13 protein-coding genes and 4 pseudogenes are annotated in these 18,796 nt (G+C 61.6%); 6 read left to right on the forward strand and 11 right to left on the reverse strand.

What is annotated here, in order from left to right:
- The first annotated feature begins 42 nt into the window (after positions 1-42).
- From ACFQT0_RS17170 to ACFQT0_RS17190, 5 genes and pseudogenes are all read left to right on the forward strand, one after another.
- Complete coding sequence (locus ACFQT0_RS17170; RefSeq protein ID WP_380204430.1) at positions 43-1,236, forward strand: AI-2E family transporter; 1,194 nt, start codon at positions 43-45, stop codon at positions 1,234-1,236.
- A 92-nt stretch (positions 1,237-1,328) separates the two neighbouring features.
- Complete coding sequence (locus ACFQT0_RS17175; protein ID WP_380204431.1) at positions 1,329-1,454, forward strand: hypothetical protein; 126 nt, start codon at positions 1,329-1,331, stop codon at positions 1,452-1,454.
- A 5-nt stretch (positions 1,455-1,459) separates the two neighbouring features.
- Entirely contained in the window at positions 1,460-1,804 is a 345-nt protein-coding gene (locus ACFQT0_RS17180) for a PA2169 family four-helix-bundle protein (RefSeq protein WP_380206059.1), read from the forward strand.
- Positions 1,805-2,087: 283 nt separating this feature from the next.
- A pseudogene (locus ACFQT0_RS17185) lies at positions 2,088-4,035 on the forward strand (cytochrome c oxidase subunit I).
- A gap of 230 nt (positions 4,036-4,265) precedes the next feature.
- Entirely contained in the window at positions 4,266-5,750 is a 1,485-nt protein-coding gene (locus tag ACFQT0_RS17190; RefSeq protein ID WP_380204432.1) for an exonuclease domain-containing protein, read from the forward strand.
- 375 nt (positions 5,751-6,125) lie between these two features.
- On the opposite strand, the gene acs is transcribed toward ACFQT0_RS17190, so the two are convergent.
- The 11 genes and pseudogenes from acs to ACFQT0_RS17245 all read right to left on the reverse strand — a co-directional run bounded on the left by acs (position 6,126) and on the right by ACFQT0_RS17245 (position 17,296).
- On the reverse strand, positions 6,126-8,054 hold the full coding sequence (gene acs, locus ACFQT0_RS17195) for an acetate--CoA ligase (protein WP_380204433.1): 1,929 nt from the start codon (positions 8,052-8,054) through the stop codon (positions 6,126-6,128).
- A gap of 45 nt (positions 8,055-8,099) precedes the next feature.
- Positions 8,100-9,569 (reverse strand): AMP-binding protein, encoded by a 1,470-nt coding sequence (locus tag ACFQT0_RS17200; protein ID WP_380204434.1) that lies wholly within the window; start codon positions 9,567-9,569, stop codon positions 8,100-8,102.
- Entirely contained in the window at positions 9,508-9,759 is a 252-nt protein-coding gene (locus tag ACFQT0_RS17205) for an AMP-binding protein (protein WP_380204435.1), read from the reverse strand. The genes ACFQT0_RS17200 and ACFQT0_RS17205 overlap by 62 nt, the downstream gene beginning before the upstream one ends.
- Before the next feature lie 148 nt (positions 9,760-9,907).
- A pseudogene (locus tag ACFQT0_RS17210) lies at positions 9,908-9,952 on the reverse strand (hypothetical protein); the annotation flags it as partial.
- Positions 9,933-10,439, reverse strand: coding sequence for a response regulator transcription factor (locus ACFQT0_RS17215; protein WP_380204436.1), 507 nt, complete (start codon positions 10,437-10,439; stop codon positions 9,933-9,935). The pseudogene ACFQT0_RS17210 and the gene ACFQT0_RS17215, both read right to left, overlap by 20 nt.
- Before the next feature lie 34 nt (positions 10,440-10,473).
- Positions 10,474-11,037, reverse strand: a complete 564-nt coding sequence (locus ACFQT0_RS17220; protein WP_380206060.1) for a sensor histidine kinase — start codon at positions 11,035-11,037, stop codon at positions 10,474-10,476.
- Positions 11,038-11,067: 30 nt separating this feature from the next.
- Positions 11,068-11,187 (reverse strand): annotated as a pseudogene (locus tag ACFQT0_RS17225) (histidine kinase dimerization/phospho-acceptor domain-containing protein); the annotation flags it as partial.
- A gap of 2,220 nt (positions 11,188-13,407) precedes the next feature.
- Positions 13,408-13,596: a hypothetical protein gene (locus ACFQT0_RS17230; RefSeq protein ID WP_380204437.1), complete on the reverse strand. Its 189-nt coding sequence runs from the start codon at positions 13,594-13,596 to the stop codon at positions 13,408-13,410.
- 97 nt (positions 13,597-13,693) lie between these two features.
- Positions 13,694-15,199, reverse strand: a complete 1,506-nt coding sequence (locus tag ACFQT0_RS17235; protein WP_380204438.1) for an MFS transporter — start codon at positions 15,197-15,199, stop codon at positions 13,694-13,696.
- Positions 15,200-15,246: 47 nt separating this feature from the next.
- Positions 15,247-16,566: a hypothetical protein gene (locus ACFQT0_RS17240; protein ID WP_380204439.1), complete on the reverse strand. Its 1,320-nt coding sequence runs from the start codon at positions 16,564-16,566 to the stop codon at positions 15,247-15,249.
- A gap of 307 nt (positions 16,567-16,873) precedes the next feature.
- Complete coding sequence (locus tag ACFQT0_RS17245) at positions 16,874-17,296, reverse strand: IS1/IS1595 family N-terminal zinc-binding domain-containing protein (RefSeq protein ID WP_380204440.1); 423 nt, start codon at positions 17,294-17,296, stop codon at positions 16,874-16,876.
- A 584-nt stretch (positions 17,297-17,880) separates the two neighbouring features.
- On the opposite strand from ACFQT0_RS17245, the pseudogene ACFQT0_RS17250 reads away from it, so the two are divergent.
- Positions 17,881-18,731 (forward strand): annotated as a pseudogene (locus ACFQT0_RS17250) (flavin reductase family protein).
- The last annotated feature ends 65 nt before the right edge of the window (positions 18,732-18,796 follow it).

Below are 18,796 nucleotides of genomic sequence, written 5' to 3' on the forward strand. Positions count from 1 at the left end.
TATTCGCCCAGCCACCCGCATTCACTCTCTTTTTTCCTTCGCATGTTTCCTCCTCTAATCAATCGCGGCTCGGCGCACGCCCACGTGTCGCAGCAAAGCGGGGCCAATCCGGAAGCCAAGCTGGCACCCGTGATTCACTACACGTTTTTACTAATTGGGCTGTCGCTGCTCGTGTTTGTGCTCAACAAGCTCGACGATATTTTGCTGCCCTTGTGCTTCTCGGCGCTGCTCTCCACCCTGCTCCTGCCGCTGGTTACCAAGCTCGAAAGCAAGCGCTGGCCCCGGTCCCTTGCCATTTTGTTTGCCATCTTCTTGCTTATTGGGGGCATCGCCGGGCTGGTGATGGTCTTTGGCACCCAAATCATGGACCTGCGCGCCGAGCTGCCACTTATTCAGCAAAAGCTAGGGGTCATGTTAGACCAAGGCCAGCAGTGGCTGCACGACCGGTTTGGCATGCGCGTGATGAGCAAGGACGAGCTGATTGACTCCTCGTTGAGCTCGGCCAAGAAGTCGGCCGGGGGCTTTCTGGGAAGCACCATCAGCACCACGGCCGGCGTGCTGAGCGTGCTCACGCTGGTGCCCATCTACATTTTCTGCTTCCTATACTACCGCGACCACATGCGGCAGTTCATGTTCCGTTTTGTGGCGCCCGACAAGCGCACCACCGTGCTGCACACCATGGATAGCATCCAGACCGTGGTGCAGGCCTACATCACGGGGCTGCTCACGGTTATCGTCATCGTGGCCGTGCTCAACGCCATCGGCCTGCTGCTGCTGGGCGTGAAGTTCGCCATCTTCTTCGCCGTTTTTGCTTCGGTGCTGGCCGTCATCCCCTACATCGGCATCATGATTGGGGCCACCATTCCGGCCCTGATTACGCTGGTCGAAACCGGCTCGCCGGGCAAAGCGGCCGCCGTGGTGGGCGTGTTTGTGTTTGTGCAGTTCCTGGAAGGCAACTTCATCACGCCCATGATTACGGGCTCGAAAGTGAGCATCAACCCCATGGCCGCCATCGTGGCCCTGATACTGGGCGGCGAGCTGTGGGGCACGCCCGGCATGATTCTGAGCATCCCGCTGGTAGCCGTGCTCAAGGTGGTGTTTGACTCCGGTAAGGCCACCGAGCCCTGGGGCTTTTTGCTGGGCGACGTGACCGACGGCGAAGACACCAAAAAGGATAAATCGGACGACAAACCCAGCTTTCTGGGCAAGGCCTGGCACATGATAAAACGCATGTAAAGCCCGGCCGGCGGGCCTGCCTGAACGTAACCCCTGGCCTGCTTCGCAGTATAGTTTAGGACGTTTTCCTTTCCACTAAACTCTTTCTATCCATGGCTACGACCACCGAAACCACCGCCCGCGCCTACAACGACCTGGTTGAAATCAATAAAACCGGCGCTAAAGGCTACCAGGAAGCCGCCGAAGGCGTGAGCAACCCCAACTCAAATCGGAACTGAGCCGCCTGTCGCAGCAGCGGGCCAAGTTTGCCTCGGAGCTCACCCAGCGCGCCAGCCAGTACGGCCTGAGCATTCAGAACGACAACACCGTGGAGGGCCTGCTGACCGATGCCGCCGCCGCCGTGCACCACGGCTGGATTAACCTGAAATCGGCCATCACCGGCCAGAACGACTCGGCCATCCTGGGCGAGTGCGAAACCGGGGATTCCGTAGCGCTGAAAGCCTACGAAACCGCGCTGCAGTCGACCAACCTGCCCACCGAAGCCAAGAGCCTCATTGAGCAGCAGCACAGCCAGGTGCTCCAGGCCAAAAACTGGGTTACCCAGCAAAAAGGCAACGTGCGCCACTAACAACGTGGTCTGCTTTTAGCCCGTCTGATTAAGAAACACCAAGCCCCGCTGACTGCACGTCTTGCAGTCAGCGGGGCTTTTTCGTGCCCACTGCTGGCGTTTTTATAAAAGCCTGGGGACGGAATAGTAAGCGCCAGCTCCTATTAGGTTGAATTGGGCCAAATTAAGTAAAAAGTACGGAGATAAAAACCACGCTTAAACACGGAATAAATGCCAAGAAATACGCACTACATAGCTGATGGATAAATACTTAAATTTACATTCATCTTCTTTTCTCAGCGCTATGGATGCAAACTTGCCCACGCCTGCAGGCCAGCCCGGAAATTTGGATTTCACCGCTTCTGGCGCAGGCGGGGCCGGCGCCGGCCAGGCCCAGGCGCAGGGCGGCCGGGGCACCGAGCTGCCCACGCAGCCTGCCGGCGAGCATCTGGCTCACGGCGAGTGGGACCTGCACGAGCACGACGAGCACGAGCAGCACTGGCTGTGGAAGTACGTGTTCAGCCAGGACCACAAGCAAATTGCCAAGCAGTTTTTGATTACGGGTATCGCCTGGGCGTTTCTGGGCGGGGCGCTGTCCAGCATCATGCGCCTGCAGTTGGGCTGGCCCGATGCCACTTTCGAGTGGTTGCTGCCCATCCTGGGCAAGTGGGTACAAAACGGCAAAATAGACCCCGACTTCTACCTGGCCCTGGCCACCATGCACGGCACCATTATGGTGTTCTTCGTGCTCACGGCGGGGCTGAGCGGCACGTTTTCCAACCTGCTGATTCCGCTGCAGGTGGGCGCCCGCGACATGGCCTCGGGCTTCATGAACATGCTCTCGTACTGGTTTTTCTTCGTGTCGAGCGTCATCATGTTCTCGTCCCTGTTTATCGAAACGGGGCCGGCCGGCGTGGGCTGGACGATTTATCCCCCACTGAGCGCGCTGCCCCAGGCCATTCCGGGGGCGGGCTTTGGCATGACGCTGTGGCTCGTGGCCATGGCGCTGTTCATCGTATCGCAGCCTGCTGGGCGGGGTGAACTACGTGACGACGGTGATTAACCTGCGCACCCGCGGCATGAGCATGAGCAAGCTGCTGCTCACCATCTGGGCCTTTTTCCTCACGGCGGTGCTGGGCATTCTCTCGTTTCCGGTGCTGTTTGCCGCGGCCCTGCTCCTGATTTTCGACCGCTCGTTCGGCACCTCCTTCTTCCTGTCCGACATCTACATTGCCGGGCAGGCTTTGAGCAACCAGGGCGGTTCGCCGGTGTTGTTCCAGCACCTGTTCTGGTTTTTGGGCCACCCCGAAGTGTACATCGTCATCATGCCGGCCATGGGCATGGTAAGCGAGGTGATGGCCACCAACGCCCGCAAGCCCATCTTCGGCTACCGCGCCATGATTGGCTCGCTCATGGGCATCACCATGCTGTCCATTGTGGTGTGGGCCCACCACATGTTCGTGACGGGCATGAACCCCTTCCTCGGCTCGGTCTTCATGTTCCTGACGTTGATTATCGCCGTGCCCTCGGCCGTGAAGGTATTCAACTGGCTGGCCACGCTCTGGCGCGGCAACATCCGCTTTACCGCGGCCATGCTGTTCGCCATCGGCTTCGTGTCGACGTTCATTTCGGGCGGCCTCACGGGCATTATTCTCGGCAATGCCACGCTCGATATTCAGGTGCACAACACCTACTTCGTGATAGCCCACTTTCACATGGTAATGGGCGTCTCCGCCATGCTGGGGCTGTTTTGCGGTATCTACCACTGGTTTCCGAAGATGTTCGGCCGGATGATGGACGAGAAGTTGGGCTACATCCACTTCTGGCTGACGCTGATTGGGGCTTACCTGGTGTTTATACCCATGCACTACGTCGGCATCGCGGGTTTCCCGCGTCGCTACTACGCCTGGACCTCGTTCGACGCCTTCTCCCAGTTTGCGGATATGAACCGGTTTATCAGCACGGCGGCGGTACTGGTCTGGCTGGCTCAGTTTATTTTCCTGTTCAACTTCATCTACAGCATTTTCCGGGGCCGGCGCGCTCCCCAGAACCCGTGGCACTCGAACACGCTGGAATGGACCACGCCCGTGAACCCCGGCCACGGCAACTGGCCCGGCGCCATTCCCTACGTGTACCGCTGGCCCTACGACTACAGCAAGCCCGGCTCCGAAGTGGACTTCATCCCGCAGAACGTGCCGCTCTCGCAAACCCGCTCCTCCAACCTGCAGTTTGAGCAGGAAAGCCCCGAATAACGCGAGCCGGGAGTGGTGCGTAACCAGTTGAAGCCCCGCCCGGGCGGCCCAATGGCGGGCTGCCCGGGCGGGGCGTTGCTATGCTGTAAAACTGGCTCAACCGATGAGCCACCCAACTACCACAGCGCCTTCACCCTGCACAATTCCTGGCGCCGGCCAGCCGCGACTGCAACCTTCTGCCCAGCTAAATTTGTTAGTCTTCTTTCCGACCACCTTCCCGCCCCTGCGATTTGTACGCCATTATTGACCTTGAAACTACCGGCGGGCAGCCTACCCAGGACCGCATCACCGAAATAGCGATTTACATCCACGACGGTGAGAAAATCGTGGACGAGTACGCCACGCTCCTCAACCCGGGCCGGGCCATTCCGCCGTTCATCACACAGCTCACCGGCATCACCAACGACATGGTGAGCGACGCGCCCAAGTTCCACGAAGTGGCCCGCAAGGTGGTGGAAATGACCGAAGGCTGCGTGTTTGTGGCCCACAACGTGCGGTTCGACTACTCGTTTCTGAAAAAGGAATTCGCCGACCTGGGCTACAACTACTCGCGCAAAACCCTGTGCACGGTGCGCCTGAGCCGCTCGCTCATTCCCGGCCAGCCCAGCTACAGCCTCGGCAAGCTGTGCCAGAACATCGGAATTGAGCTGGAGAACCGCCACCGCGCCGCGGGCGACGCCCACGCCACGGCTATCCTGTTTGGCCGCCTGCTCAAGATTACCCAGGAAAGCGAAACCGTGCCCCACGGCACCGACACCAGCCACACCCTGGCCCGTGTGGATGCACTGGCACCCGCCGGCCGCCGGCCCGATGCCACCAAGGCACCCTCGCCCAAGCGCGTGGCCGCCGTGCAAACCGCCATTCGGGAAGCGCTGATGCCGCCGCTCTTGCCGGCTGCGGTGGTGGCGAATCTGCCGCAGGCAACGGGCGTGTACTACTTCCACAACGAAGCTGGCGAAGTGATTTACGTGGGCAAGAGCATCAACATCTACAAGCGCATCCAGCAGCATTTTGCCATCGACGTAAAGTCGCGTAAGAGCCTGGAGTTTAAGAATTCCATTGCCGACATCACCTGGGAGCTCACCGGCTCGGAGCTGGTGGCGCTGCTCTACGAGTCGCACCTGATAAAACAGCTCAAACCGGCCTACAACCGGGCCCAGCGCCGTTCGGTGTTCCCAGCGGGCATCTACCTGCGCGTGAACGAGCAGGGCTACAAATGCCTGGCTTACGGCCGCGCCGACGCCCGCAACGCCGAAATCCCCATCATCGCGCTGGGCAATCAGTACAAGGCCCAGGGCTTTCTGTACCACAAGGTGGCCAAGTACAACCTCTGCCAGAAGCTCTGCGGCCTCTATAAAACCCAGGGCCCGTGCTTCGACTACCAGGTGCACCGCTGCCAGGGCGCCTGCGTGGGCCAGGAGTCGCCGGAGACCTACAACCTGCGCGTAGACGAGGCTATCGACAGCATCAGCTACGAGCACGAAACCTTCGTGGTCATCGGCGCCGGCCGCACCGAGCTGGAAAAGAGCATCGTGCTGATAGAAAACGGGCGCTACCGCGGCTTCGCCTACGTCGACGAGACGTTCTCGGCCCGTAAACTGGCTGATTTCCGCGACGTCATCCAGCCCTTCACCGACAATAAGGACACGCAGCAGATTATCCGAAACCATTTGCGCACCAAGCACAAGGGCGAGCGGGTGAAGGTGTTTGGCTGATTTTTGGACTGGTTTGCCTAAAGGCTGGTTGGTCAATGCTTCCCCTTGAGAATAACGTCATGCCGAGCGCAGCCGAGGCATCTCGCCCGCCGGAACCTCACCCCCGGCCCCCTCCATAAGAGAAAGGAGCCACGGCACAAGCTTTTAGCTCAATTTTAAGCAAAAAGGCCCGGCTCAATTGAGGCGGGCCTCTCTATTTCGGTTAACGTCAGGCTCCCCTCTCTTTTGGAGAGAGGCCGGGGGTGAGGTTCCGGCGAGCGAGATGCCTCGGCTGCGCTCGGCATGACGTTCCTTTTGGAAACCGTTTAATTCATTTATAAAAAAACGCCCTGCCAAATATGCGACAGGGCGCTTTTAGTTGCGATGAATTGAAGCCTACTTCTTGCCGGCCAGAATCTCCTCGACCACCAGCGGGTCAAGCAGCGTAGATACGTCGCCCAGGTTGCTGGTTTCGCCTTCGGCTACTTTGCGCAGGATGCGCCGCATGATTTTGCCGGAGCGGGTTTTGGGCAGGCCCGAGACGATTTGAATCTTGTCGGGCTTGGCGATTTTGCCGATTTCGGCCACCACTGTTTCGATGATGCTGGCTTCGTAAATGCTCCGTTCGGCGTGCGTGTGGGGCACGCCGTCCTGGCAGATTACGTAGGCGTAGATGCCCTGGCCCTTCACATCGTGCGGGTAGCCCACCACGGCCGACTCCACCACGTACTCGTTCTGGTTGATGGCGTTCTCGATTTCGGCCGTGCCGAAGCGGTGGCCGCTCACGTTGATGACGTCGTCGACGCGGCCGATGATTCGGTACAAACCTTTTTCGTCGCGGCGGGCGCCGTCGCCGGTGAAATAGTAGCCGGGATACGGCTGGAAGTACGTCTGGCGGGCCCGCTCGTGGTCGCCCCAGGTGGTGCGGATGATGCCCGGCCAGCTGGCCTTGATGGCGAGGTAGCCTTCCTGGTCGTTGCCCTCGATTTCGGTGCCGTCCTGGTTCAGGAGCACGGGCTGCACGCCGGGCAGCGGCAGGCCGGCGCGGGCCGGCACGCTGGGCGTGATGCCCGCCAGGGCCGAAATCATGATGCCGCCGGTTTCGGTCTGCCACCAAGTATCCACGATGGGGCAGCGGCCCTTGCCCACGTGCTGGTGGTACCAGTGCCAGGCTTCCTCGTTGATGGGCTCGCCCACGGAGCCCAGCACCCGCAGGCTGTGCAGCGAGTAGCTCAACACGTTGTCGAGCGGGGTGGCCATGAGGCTGCGAATGGCCGTGGGCGCCGTGTAGAAAATCGTGACGTTGTGCTTGTCGATGACCTCCCAGAAGCGGCCGGCGCTCGGGAACGTGGGCACGCCCTCAAACTGCAGCGACGTGGCGCCCGCCAGCAGCGGCCCGTAAATCAGGTAGCTGTGGCCCGTCACCCAGCCGATGTCGGCGGTGCACCAGTACACGTCGTTTTCCTCTACCTGAAACACGTTGCGGAACGTGTAGTCGGCCCAGAGCATGTAGCCGGCCTGGCTGTGCACCACGCCCTTGGGCTTGCCGGTGCTGCCGCTGGTATAAAGAATAAAGAGCGGGTCTTCGGCCGACATTTCTTCGGCCGGGCAGGTGTGGGAGGCGTCTTTAGCTTCGTCGTGGTACCACACGTCGCGGCCTTCGTGCATGTGCACGGGCCAGCCCAGGTGCTCCACCACAATCACGCGCCGCACCCCGGGGCAGCTTTCCAGGGCCTCGTCGACCACGCTTTTCACCGGAATCTGCTTGGAGCCGCGGTTCAGGCCGTCGGCCGTGAGCACAACTTCGGCGGCGGCATCGTTTACCCTATCGGCAATGGCGTGGGCCGAGAAGCCGGCAAACACCACCGAGTGCACTGCCCCGATGCGGGCGCAGGCCAGCACGGCCACCGCCAGCTGCGGAATCATGGGCATGTAGATGATAACCCGGTCGCCCTTTTCCACGCCGTTGGCGTGCAGCACGTTGGCAAACTGGCATACCTGCTGGTAGAGCTCGCGGTAGGTCAGGCGCAGGTGGCGGGTTTTGGGGTCGTTGGGCTCGAAGATGAGGGCCAGCTTGTTGCCGCGCTGGGCCAGGTGGCGGTCCAGGCAGTTTTCGGTGATGTTCAGGCGGGCCCCGTCAAACCAGGTGCTGTTGCCTTCCGGCGAAAATTGCCCGCCGCGCACGCTGTTCCACTTGCGCCGCCAGGTGAAAGGCTCGGCCACGGCGGCCCAAAACGCGTCCGGGTCTTCCACCGACTGCTTGTATGCGGCGTGGTATTCGGCCAGCGTGCGAATGCGGGGGTGTTTGGGAGTCGTTTCAGTCATAGTAAAGAGAGTGCGAGGAGATTAGAAAAAGGTTGGGGTGAAAGCTTAGATGGCACAATCCGAAGCGTTTTCCAGGGCCGAGCCGATGCCCCGCCGCTGGAAAACCGCACTGATTTCGTCGAGAATTTGCGGGTCGTCGATGGTGGAAGGCACTACCACGCCCTCGCCGTCGGCCAGCTGGCGCAGGGTTTTGCGCAGAATCTTGCCCGAGCGGGTTTTGGGCAGGCGCTTCACCACGACCACCGAGCGGAAGCAGGCCAGCGCCCCGATTTGGGTGCGCACGCTGCTCACCAGCTCCCGCTCCACGGCCTCCTCCCCGATGGCTTGCCCGTCTTTAAGCACCACCAGGCCCAGCGGCACCTGCCCGCGCAGCGAATCGGCAATACCGAGCACAGCGCACTCGGCCACTGCGGGGTGCGCGGCCATGATTTCCTCCATCTCGCCGGTGCTCAGGCGGTGGCCGGCCACGTTGATGACGTCGTCGACGCGGCCCATAATGTAGACGTAGCCGTCGGCGTCGCGGTAGCCGCCGTCGCCGCTCAGGTAGTAGCCGGGAAAGGTGTTCAGGTACGATTCCTGGAAGCGCAGGTCGTCGTTCCAGAGCGTGGGGAAGCAGCCGGGCGGCAGCGGCAGCTTCACGGCCACCAGGCCGGTGGTGCCCGCGGGCACAGGCTCGCCGGCCTCGTCCAGAATCTGCACGTCGTAGCCCGGCACGGGGTGGCCGGCGCTGCCGGCGCGGGCGGCGGCATGCCCTCCAGCCCCACCAGCGTGGCGAGCATGGGCCAGCCCGACTCGGTTTGCCACCAGTGGTCGATAACGGGCACGCCGAGCAGCTGCCCGGCCCAGTCGTACGTGGCGGGGTCGCAGCGCTCGCCGGCCACAAACAGGTGGCGCAGGCCACTCAGGTCGTGGTGGCGGGCCAGCCGGCCCTCGGGGTCTTCTTTTGATGGCCCGAATGGCGGTGGGCGCCGTGAACATCACCTTGGCCTGGTGCTCGGCTACCAGCCGCCAAAACGTGCCGGCATCGGGTGTGCGCACGGGCTTGCCTTCAAACAGCACCGAAGTGCAGCCCCGCAGCAGCGGCCCGTACACAATATAGGAATGACCCACGGCCCAGCCAATGTCGGAGCCCGTGAAGATGGTTTCGCCGGGCGCCAGCCCATACACGGCCTGCATGCTGAAGCGCAGCGCCACCGCGTGCCCGCCGTGGTCGCGCAGCACGCCCTTGGGCCGGCCCGTGGTGCCGCTGGTGTACAAAATATACAGTGGGTGCGTGCCCGGCACCGGCACCGCCTCCACCGGCGTGGCCCGCAGCAGCTCCGCGTAGTCCACGTCGCGCTTAGCCTGTAATTCCGCCGTCACGAAATCGCGCTGCAATACCACCACGTGCGCCGGCTGAAAAGCCGCTTGCTTAATGGCCTCGTCCACCAGGGGCTTGTAGGGAATGACGCGGTCAAATTCGATGCCGCCCGAAGCGCAGATGATGGCCCGGGGCTGGGCATCGTCGATGCGCACAGCCAGGCTCGTGGGGCGCAAACCCGCCGAATACCACCGAGTGCACGGCCCCGATGCGGGCGCAGGCCAGCATGGCCACCACGGCTTCGGGCAGGTTGGGCATGTAGATGATAACCCGGTCGCCCAGGCCCACGCCGAGAGCGCGCAGGCCGCCGGCAAACCGCGCCGTCAGGTCCAGCAGGCTCGGCATAGGTGTAGGTGCGCAGCGTCTTCGTGACCGGCGAGTCGTACACCAGGGCCGGCTGGGTGCCGCGGCCCTGCTGCACGTGCTCATCCAGGCAGAGAAACGAGGTGTTCAGCCACCCATCGTGAAACCAGCGGTAAAATCCCTTTTCGTCTTGCGTGAGCGGCTCGGTGGGCCGCTTATGCCAATTCAGGAGGTGGGCCTGGGCCAGCCAGAACCCGGCCGGGTCGGCCAGGCTGGCGGCGTGGGTCGCAGCGTAAGAACAAGCAGGTTTCATGGCGGGTGGGATTGGGCGGGGGAAGAACGACTAAATGGGGACAGCGAGCAGGCTCGCGCACTTTCTCCATCAACTGGCGGGTGCTGAAGGGTTTGGGAATATACAAATCCGCCCCCACTTCGTAGCCCTTTTTTATATCCGGCTCGCGGCTTTTGGCCGAGAGGAAAATGACTTTGGTGCCGGCGCGGTTGGACTGCTCCCGCAGCTTCTGGCACACCTGGTAGCCGTCCACGTCGGGCATCATGACATCAAGCAAGACCAGGTCGTACGGCGTTTGAGCAATGGCCGCCAGCGCCTCGGTGCCGTTGCGGGCAATGCCCACCTGGTAGCCGTTTTTGCGCATCAGAAATTCCAGGGACATGACAATATTGGGCTCGTCGTCAACTATCAAAATATGCGGAGTTTTCATAACTCATGGGAAGGGAGCGGTAACAAAAGCGGGGTTAACTGACGAGCTCGGGGGTGCTCACCAAGGGCAGCTCCACGAAAAACGTGGCGCCCTGGCCGGGCTGGCTTTCTACCCAGAGGCGGCCGTAGTGCAGGTCAATAATCTTTTTGGTGATGGCCAGGCCCAGGCCGGTGCCTTCGGGTTTGCGGGTGGTCTGGTTTCGGGCCTGGAAGAACTTCTCGAAAATGTGGTGCTGGTCGCCCAGCGCAATGCCTTTGCCATTATCGGCGATGATGAGGGTGATGACCTGAGCGTGGGAGTGCGGGGCTGCGCGCAGCGGCGGCTCGGCGCACGTCACCGCGAGGCTGATGCGGCCGGAGCCATCGGCCCGGCACGCTTTGATGGAGTTGGACAGCAGGTTTACCAGTACCTGCATCAGCCGGTCGCGGTCGGCGGGCAGGGCGGGCAAATCGGGCGGAACGCTTATTTCCAGCTCAATATTCTTGTCGCGCAGCAGCTGACCCACGGCGTCCACGGCTTCGTTGAGCAGGTCGGCCACGGGCACGGGCGTGCGCTCCAGCGTGGCCTGGCCCGACTCGAACTTCTCCAAATCGAGCACCAGCGAAATCAGGCGGGTGAGGCGCTCGGACTCGCGGCCGATGGTGAGCTGAAACCGCTGGCGCTCGGCTTCTTCCAGGTCGGGGTTGTCGGCCAGGATTTCGGCCAGCGCCCGGATGCTGGTGAGCGGCGTGCGCAGCTCGTGCGTCACGGTGTACAGAAATTCGTCCTTGCGCTGGTCCAGGGCCTGCAGCTGGTCGTAGGCGGCACGCAGGCTCGTCGGTGAGGCGCTGGAGCTGGCGCGACTGCTTCTGGAGCTGGCGGTTGGCTTCGAGCAGGCTGCTGGCTTTCGCGTAGGATGCCCACCACGTTGTCGTAGTTAATTTGCTCGGCCCCGGCCACCGAGGCCACCAGCATCCGGGCGCTGGCCGGACCCAGGCTGCCGGCCAGCAGCTTTTCGGCGTAGGTGAGCAGGCGCGGGTCGGCCGAGGCGAGGTGCTGGGCCGGAACCGCAGGTGAGTCGTTGGGCAGCGCCAGGGCGTCCGGAAAACGATTGGCAAAAGCGCGCAGGGCCTGGTTGGTGCGCTTTTTCCCAGGAAGCCCAGCAGCAGGGCGCGCACGTCGGGGAATGGCGTGCGGCCCTGCCAGCCGGCCACTTCCTCGGCCAGGCTGCGGCGCTGAAACACGTCCACGAACACGTCGGCCTGGCGCAATTCCAAAGCCGTGGGCGGCTCGGCCAGCGAGACGCCTACGTACAGCCCAATATTGAAAAACCAGCTCCAGAACAAGCCGTGGGACAGGTAATCGAGCCCTTCCAACCCAAACAACGCAAACGGACGCAGACCCGCAATCCCGGCCACGCCTTCGGTCAAGATTGATTCGGGCAGCTTGCCGGGACCCACCATGGTGGGCAGTACCAGCGTGAAAAACCACAGGCCAAACCCCGCCAGCAAGCCCACCGTGGCCCCGCGCCGGGTGCCGCCCTTCCAGTACAAGCCGCCCAGCACGGCCGGCACAAATTGAGCCACCGCCGCAAACGACACCAAGCCGGTATTCACCAACGGGAGCTGTTTGCCCACTTCGGCGTAGTAGCCGTAGGCGAGCAGCAGCACCGCCACCACCGCCAGCCGGCGGCTTTGCAGCGCCACCCGGCCCAGGTAGGCAAACCAGCGGGTTTGCATGGCCGGTTGAGCCGCGGGCACCCGCACCAGCAGCGGCATGAGCAGGTGGTTGCTCATCATCACGCTCAGGGCAATGGTCTCGACGATAATCATGCTGCTGGCCGCCGAGATGCCGCCCAGGTACGTGAGCAGCGCCAGCCAAGAATGCCCCGCCGCCAGCGGCAGGGCCAGTACAAACGTGTCGGCATCCAGCCCGCTGGAGCCCAGCCGCAGCATGCCCCCAAAGGCAATGGGCAGCACGAAAATGTTGATGACAATGAGGTAGAGCGGAAACAGCCACATGGCTTTGCGCAGGTGGTCTTCATCGACATTCTCAACCACGGACACCTGAAACTGCCGGGGCAGCAGCAGCACCGCCGACATGCTCAGCACCAGCAGCGTGAGCCAGCCGGTACCCGTGACGCCGGCGCCGTGCAGGGTGAACAGCTGCCGCAAAGCCGGCACCGCCGCCGCCTGGTCAAACAAGTCGGTGAAGCCGTCGAACAAAACAAACGTAACGAACAAGCCCAGCACCAGAAACGCCACCAGTTTGAGCAGGCTTTCCACGGCCACGGCCAGCACAATGCCCTCATGGCGCTCGGTGGCTTCTACCGACCTCACCCCGAAGAGAATGGTGAACACGGCCAGCGCCCCGGTGGTGTAGAGCGCCGTGGCCGCGGCGGGCCCTTCTACCCCCGCCCCGCTCCCGGTCATGGTGACGAAGGAAGTGGCAATGGCTTTGATTTGCAGGGCGATGTAGGGCACAATACCCAGCACGCACACCACCGTGACCAACGCGCCCAGGGAGGCGCTTTTGCCGTAGCGCGCCGAGATAAAATCGGCAATGGAGGTGAGGCGCTGCTGCCGGCACACCCGGATGATTTTGCGCAGCACCAGCCACCACGCCGGCGCCAGCAAAGTGGGCCCCAGGTAGATGCACACGAACTCGAGGCCGTGGTGGGCGGCGCGGCCCACGCTGCCGTAGTACGTCCAGGCCGTGCAATACACGGCCATACTCAGGGCGTACACGTAGGGGTTGCTCACCAGGCTTTTGCGCGCTTCCGACCGGCGCTCGGCGGCGTAGGCTACGCCGAAGAGCAAGGCCAGGTAGCCAAACGAAAAAGCAATGACAAGCAGCTTGGACATTATTGTTAATGAAGAATGTGGAATGACCGGAAACGGACTGGCTATGCGCCCTCAATTCCTCATGTTTCATTCCTTATTATTTTTCCTTACCAGGTAGCCGGTAATGGCCACCAGCAGTATCCACATCAAGAGGATGTAGAGGTAAAGCAGCGGCACCCTCCCACCCGCCGGTCGTGGTCGAACACAGCCAGCAGCGGAAAGCTGAGCATCACCCCAAACAGCACGGCCAGGAACAAAAGCCGCGGTCCCAGCCGCGGGTCGGCATGTTGGGGGCGTGGGCGGCTGGACATGGGCAAATCGGGCTTGATGGGCATAAAAAGGGCACCGCGACTGGTTGCAGCAGCCCCTCAATTTAACCAAAAAGCCGCCGGCCCATCGGACCGGCGGCTTTTCTGTGGCGTTTCGAGGCGCTTACGCGCCCGCCGACGGGTTCTCGTCCATGAGCTTGACGTTGCGGATGTCCTTCATCTTGGCCGAGCCATAGAGGAAGCAGATGGCCGCAATGACCACCGGATACACCAGGCCGAAGTAGATGCTGTGCTCCTTGAGGAAGCCATCGGGCTGAGACGCCGCGTAAGCCACCATCGAGGTAGCAATCAGCGGCACGAGGCCCCCGAAGATGCCGTTGCCGATGTGGTAGGGCAGCGAGAGCGAGGTGTAGCGCACTTTGGTGGGGAACAGCTCCACGAGGTAGGCCGCGATGGGCCCGTAGGCCATGGTCACGAACAGCACCAGGCAGAACACCAGCACGGTAAGGCCTATGAGGTTGGGGTTGGCGGCGACCATCACGGCGGGCACGGCATCGATTACCTTGCCAGCCGCGTCGACGGAGGCCGGAATGGCAGCCGTTTTCTCCGTAATCGGCCCGGCGAACTGCTTCAGGCCATAGAAAATTGGGATGGTGAACAGCGCGCCGCAGAGCAGGCCGGCCATAATGATTTTCTTGCGCCCGATGCGGTCCGACAGCGCCCCGAAGTAGATGAAAAACGGCGTGCCCAACAGCAAGGCCACGCACAGCACCACCGAAGCCGGAATCAGCTCAACTTTCAGCACCGTTTGCAGGAAGAAGTAGGCGTAGAACTGGCCCGTGTACCACACTACGCCCTGGCCCATGGTGGCGCCGAGCAGTGCCAGGATTACCAGACGGCGGTTTTCGGGCTTCACAAACGAGTCACGCAGCGGGTTGGTGCTGGTAGTGCCCTGGGCCTTGGCCTGGGCAAACAGTGGCGACTCGTGCAGCTTGCGGCGGATGTAGTACGAGGCAATTACCAAGAAGAAGGAAATGAGGAACGGAATTCGCCAGCCCCATTCCTTAAACACGTCCTCGCCCACGATTTTGCGGGTGCCGATAATCACGGCGATGCTCACAAACAGGCCCACCGTGGCCGTGGTCTGGATGAAGCTGGTGTAGTAGCCGCGCTGCTTGTCGGGCGAGTGCTCGGCCACGTAGGTGGTGGCCCCGCCGTATTCGCCGCCCAATGCCAGGCCCTGCACCAAGCGCAGAATGAGCAGGATGAACGGTGCGGCCAGCCCAATGGAGGCGTAGGTGGGCACCAGGCCGATGGCAAACGTGGAGCCACCCATGAGCAGCAGCGTGAGCAGGAAGGTATACTTCCGGCCAATCATGTCGCCGAGGCGGCCAAACACGATGGCGCCAAACGGCCGCACCACAAAGCCCGTGGCAAACAGCGCCAGCGTGCTGAGCAGGGCCGCCACCGGGTTGGTCTTCGGGAAGAACAGCGTGGAAATAATCGGCGTGAGCGAGCCGAAAATGTAGAAGTCGTACCATTCGATAACCGTGCCCACCGACGAGGCGGTTATCACCTGCCAGATTTTACTGGTCGGGGTCGCGTTGTTGTCGTGCGATACCGCGGTGTCTGGCAGAGCACCGTAGGCCGAGGGAATGCTTTGTTCCATGGGGTTGACAGATTGAAGGGTTTAAGAAAGATTAGCTGAGGCGCGGCTTACAGGAATACCTGCGTCTGCAGCGTGAGCTCGGGACGGTACTTCACGGCGTTCACATTGGTGAAGTCGGGCCGGTGGCGGTAGTTGAGCGTGACCTTGGCGTTGTGCCCGTCGAGCAGCAGGTTGGCGCCCACGTCCACGATGTTCACGCCTTTGCGCTCGTTGCCGGCCCGCAAGCCCTCGTAGCTGCTGTGCAGGTAGGCCACGTAGGGCTGCAGGCGCGCTTTGGGGCCCAGGGTGTTTTTGGGCATCAGGTAGCCGGCCTGCACGTATTCGGAGCTGCCGGTACCGGACTGCGGCACGGCGTTGCCGCGAGTGGCGACGGTTCCGTAGCCCGGGTTCTCGGCGCCCACAAAGCGCACGTAGTTGGGGCCCATGTTGAACTTATAGTACACGCCGTAGAGCGTGATGGCCGTGCGCGAGGCCGTGTCCAGGGGCACATCGTAAAAGGCATCAACCCCGAACAGGTTCATGTCGTGCTTGCGGGTGGCTACCGTACTGAATGGGTCGGCGTTTACCGCGGGCGTCACGGCCACTACACTCGAAGTAGCGCGGGAGTACATCGCATCTTTATTGTGCAAAAAGCCCGCGCCTACACTGAATACCTTCTTGGTGCCGAGGTAGGTGCCCTGGGTATAGGGAAACAGATTCGGCTCGGCCTCAAAGAAGTTGTAGCTGAAATAGCCCTGGTACACGTGGTTGCTGTTCTGCGGATTGTAGTTGGCAATGCCCGTTCCGGTGCTCACGCCGCCGCTGGTAGCGCCCAGGCTTAGGGGCGTGCTGGCCAGGTTGGTGAGGAAGGCGTCGCTCATCGACACGCGGTAGTCGAATTTGGCAATGCGGCCTTTGGCGTAGATGCCAATCCAGCGCGCAAACTGGTCGGTCAGCTCAATGGTGGGGAAGTTGGTCAGCGGCAAGTCCATCGTCATGATGCTCGTGGTGCTGGCGTTGGTGAGGCGCGAGATGCCGTTGAAGTAGTGCATGCCCGCGCCCAGGCTCAGGTACTGGTTCACCTTGAACTCCGTCACTGCTTCGTGAATGAAGAACTGCGGCTTTTTGCCATCGGCGGTAGGGACTACCCCGCCGCCCACGGCATTCTGGTTGTTGATACCCAGGTGCGTGTACACCAAAAACCGCGGGTTGAGCTGGGCCAGCAGCACCATGCGCGAGCGGCGAATGCCGAAGTCAATCTGGCTCGCTTTGGGCCGGCTGGGGCCGCGCAGCGTGCCGGTGTTGTTCTCCGTGTAGCGGGTGTACACCTGGGTCCAGAGCATGAGCCGCATGTACTTGGACCCATCCGGCGACAGGTTGATTTTCATCCCCGGGCCGTACGGTGCCGATTTGGCGGGGGCCGGGGGGCCACTACCGGAGCCGGCTCGGCGGGGGCGGGGCCGTACCCGTGGCGGGCGGAACTGTTTGTCCGAAAGCCGAACCGGCTCCCGCCAGCAACAAGCCGCCCAAGGCAAAAGCGTAGCGATGAATTCGCATAGTGAGAAGAATGGGGTTTGGTGGGATTACCACCCGGCACACGCCGGGCAGCTTTAAGCCCGGCTAAGTAGCACCCTCCTTCTTCGTTTAGCTACACCCTCGCGGTAGTTTTGCTAAATGGCTATAGCTGGCCGGCACTTAGCTGGCGCGAAACCGCTCCCAGCGAATGACCATGAACTTGTCGCCCAGCTCGGTCACGACCATGCCCGCCCCTTTCAAATTGCCGGGCACTTGAAAAAACGCGGCTAATTCGCTCTGATTAAATATTTTGTAGGTGGGATGATAGTCGGTCTGGCGGGGCGCCCGCACGCCGTATTTCTTCACCCAGTTCATCACGCTCACGTGGCTCACGCCCAGCAGGCGCTCAATCTCGCGGTAGCTAACGCCTTCGATGTAGAGCTGCAACGCCTTGATTACATAATAGCTATCGACCTCGCGGCCCACTTTGGCCACGGTGTAGTGGTAGCCGCATTTTTTGCATTTAAAGCGCTGGCGGTTGTTCACCACGCCACTTTTGGTAGCATCCGTCGATTCGCATTTGGGGCAGGCGGGCGTGGTCATAAGGCGGAAATAAGCACAGCAACTCAATAAAGCTACAGCTATTGAGCAAACATATACCATTTTAGCAAATAAACAGGTCTTAGCCAAGCCCATACGGAATAGCCAGCACGCTAGCCATAGAGCCTCCAGGGCTAAGAAGCCGTTTGAGTTATCCAGAACGGAGTAGAGACGCAATATTTTGCGTCTTGTCGTCGAACATCCTGCGCTTGGACCACCAGACGCTTTCGTTCAACGACGAGACGCAAAATGTTGCGTCTCTACCTCAGGCCACAAACCAAAACATAACCCGGACACGCGGTAAGGTTAGGCGGCGCAAGTTGAGCCGGGCCACGGTTTGGGTGAGCACCACCGCTTTTGAGCCAGTGCCGTGTACGCTGGGCTGCCCGACGCACACGGCGTGAAGCGCGCCAATCACTAGGCGCGACCCGGCATCAGGGCCTCACGCCCCGAAAACCAAAACGGCTCTAGCTTTGACCACTCAAGCTGCTTCAACGGCCGCGATGCCCTCTATTATGCCCTCCCCCAGCCACACCTTTTACTCCCTCACCCCTGCCGACCTCAAGCCCAGTGAGTGGCACCCGTTTATGGTGGGGGCCGTGGCGCCGCGGCCAGTGGCCTTTGCCAGCACCGTCGACGCCGAGGGCCGCGTAAACCTGAGCCCCTACAGCTTCTTCAACGCCTTCAGCTCCAACCCGCCCATTCTGGTGTTTTCGCCCGCCAACCGGGTGCGCGACAATACCCAAAAGCACACACTGCAGAACGTGCGCGAGGTGGCCGAGGTCGTCATCAATATCTGCGATTTCGCGATGGTGGAGCAAATGTCGCTGGCCAGCACCGAGTACGAGAAAGGCATTAATGAATTCACCAAAGCCGGCCTCACGGAGCTGGCTTCGGCTGGTGCGCCCGCCCCGGGTAGCCGAGGCACCGGCGGCTTTCGAATGCGTGGTGGAGCAAATAATTGAGCTGGGCCAGAACAACGGCGCCGGCAACCTGATAATCTGCCGGGTGGTGCGCGCCCATTTCCGCCAAGACATCCTCCTGCCCAACGCCACCGGCATCGACCCCTTCAAGCTCGACGCCGTGGCCCGCCTCGGCGGCGACTGGTACTGCCGGGCCAGTGGCGCCAGCCTCTTCGAAGTGCCCAAGCCCAACCGCCACATCGGCATCGGCATCGACCAGCTGCCGGAGCACATCCGCAACAGCGACGTGCTCACCGGCAACGAGCCTGGGCCGCTTGGCTAACATCGAGCGCGACGCCCTGCCTACGCCCGAGCAAGTGGAGGCTTTTAAAATTGAGCCAAAAGTCGCTTACCTGCTGACCAAATACCGCGACGATGCTCAGGAGCTAAAGAAACAATTGCTGCTGCTGGGGCGGCAGTTGTTGGCGGAAGGGCGGCTAGTTGAGGCGTGGAAGGTGTTGCTTAACAATTCGTAATTGTTTTATCAACACCTAATGTGCAAACCTCTAATTATTATTGACCCGCTTTTGAGGGGAGGTTA

Source organism: Hymenobacter humi, from assembly GCF_042665855.1.
GTDB lineage: Bacteria > Bacteroidota > Bacteroidia > Cytophagales > Hymenobacteraceae > Hymenobacter > Hymenobacter humi.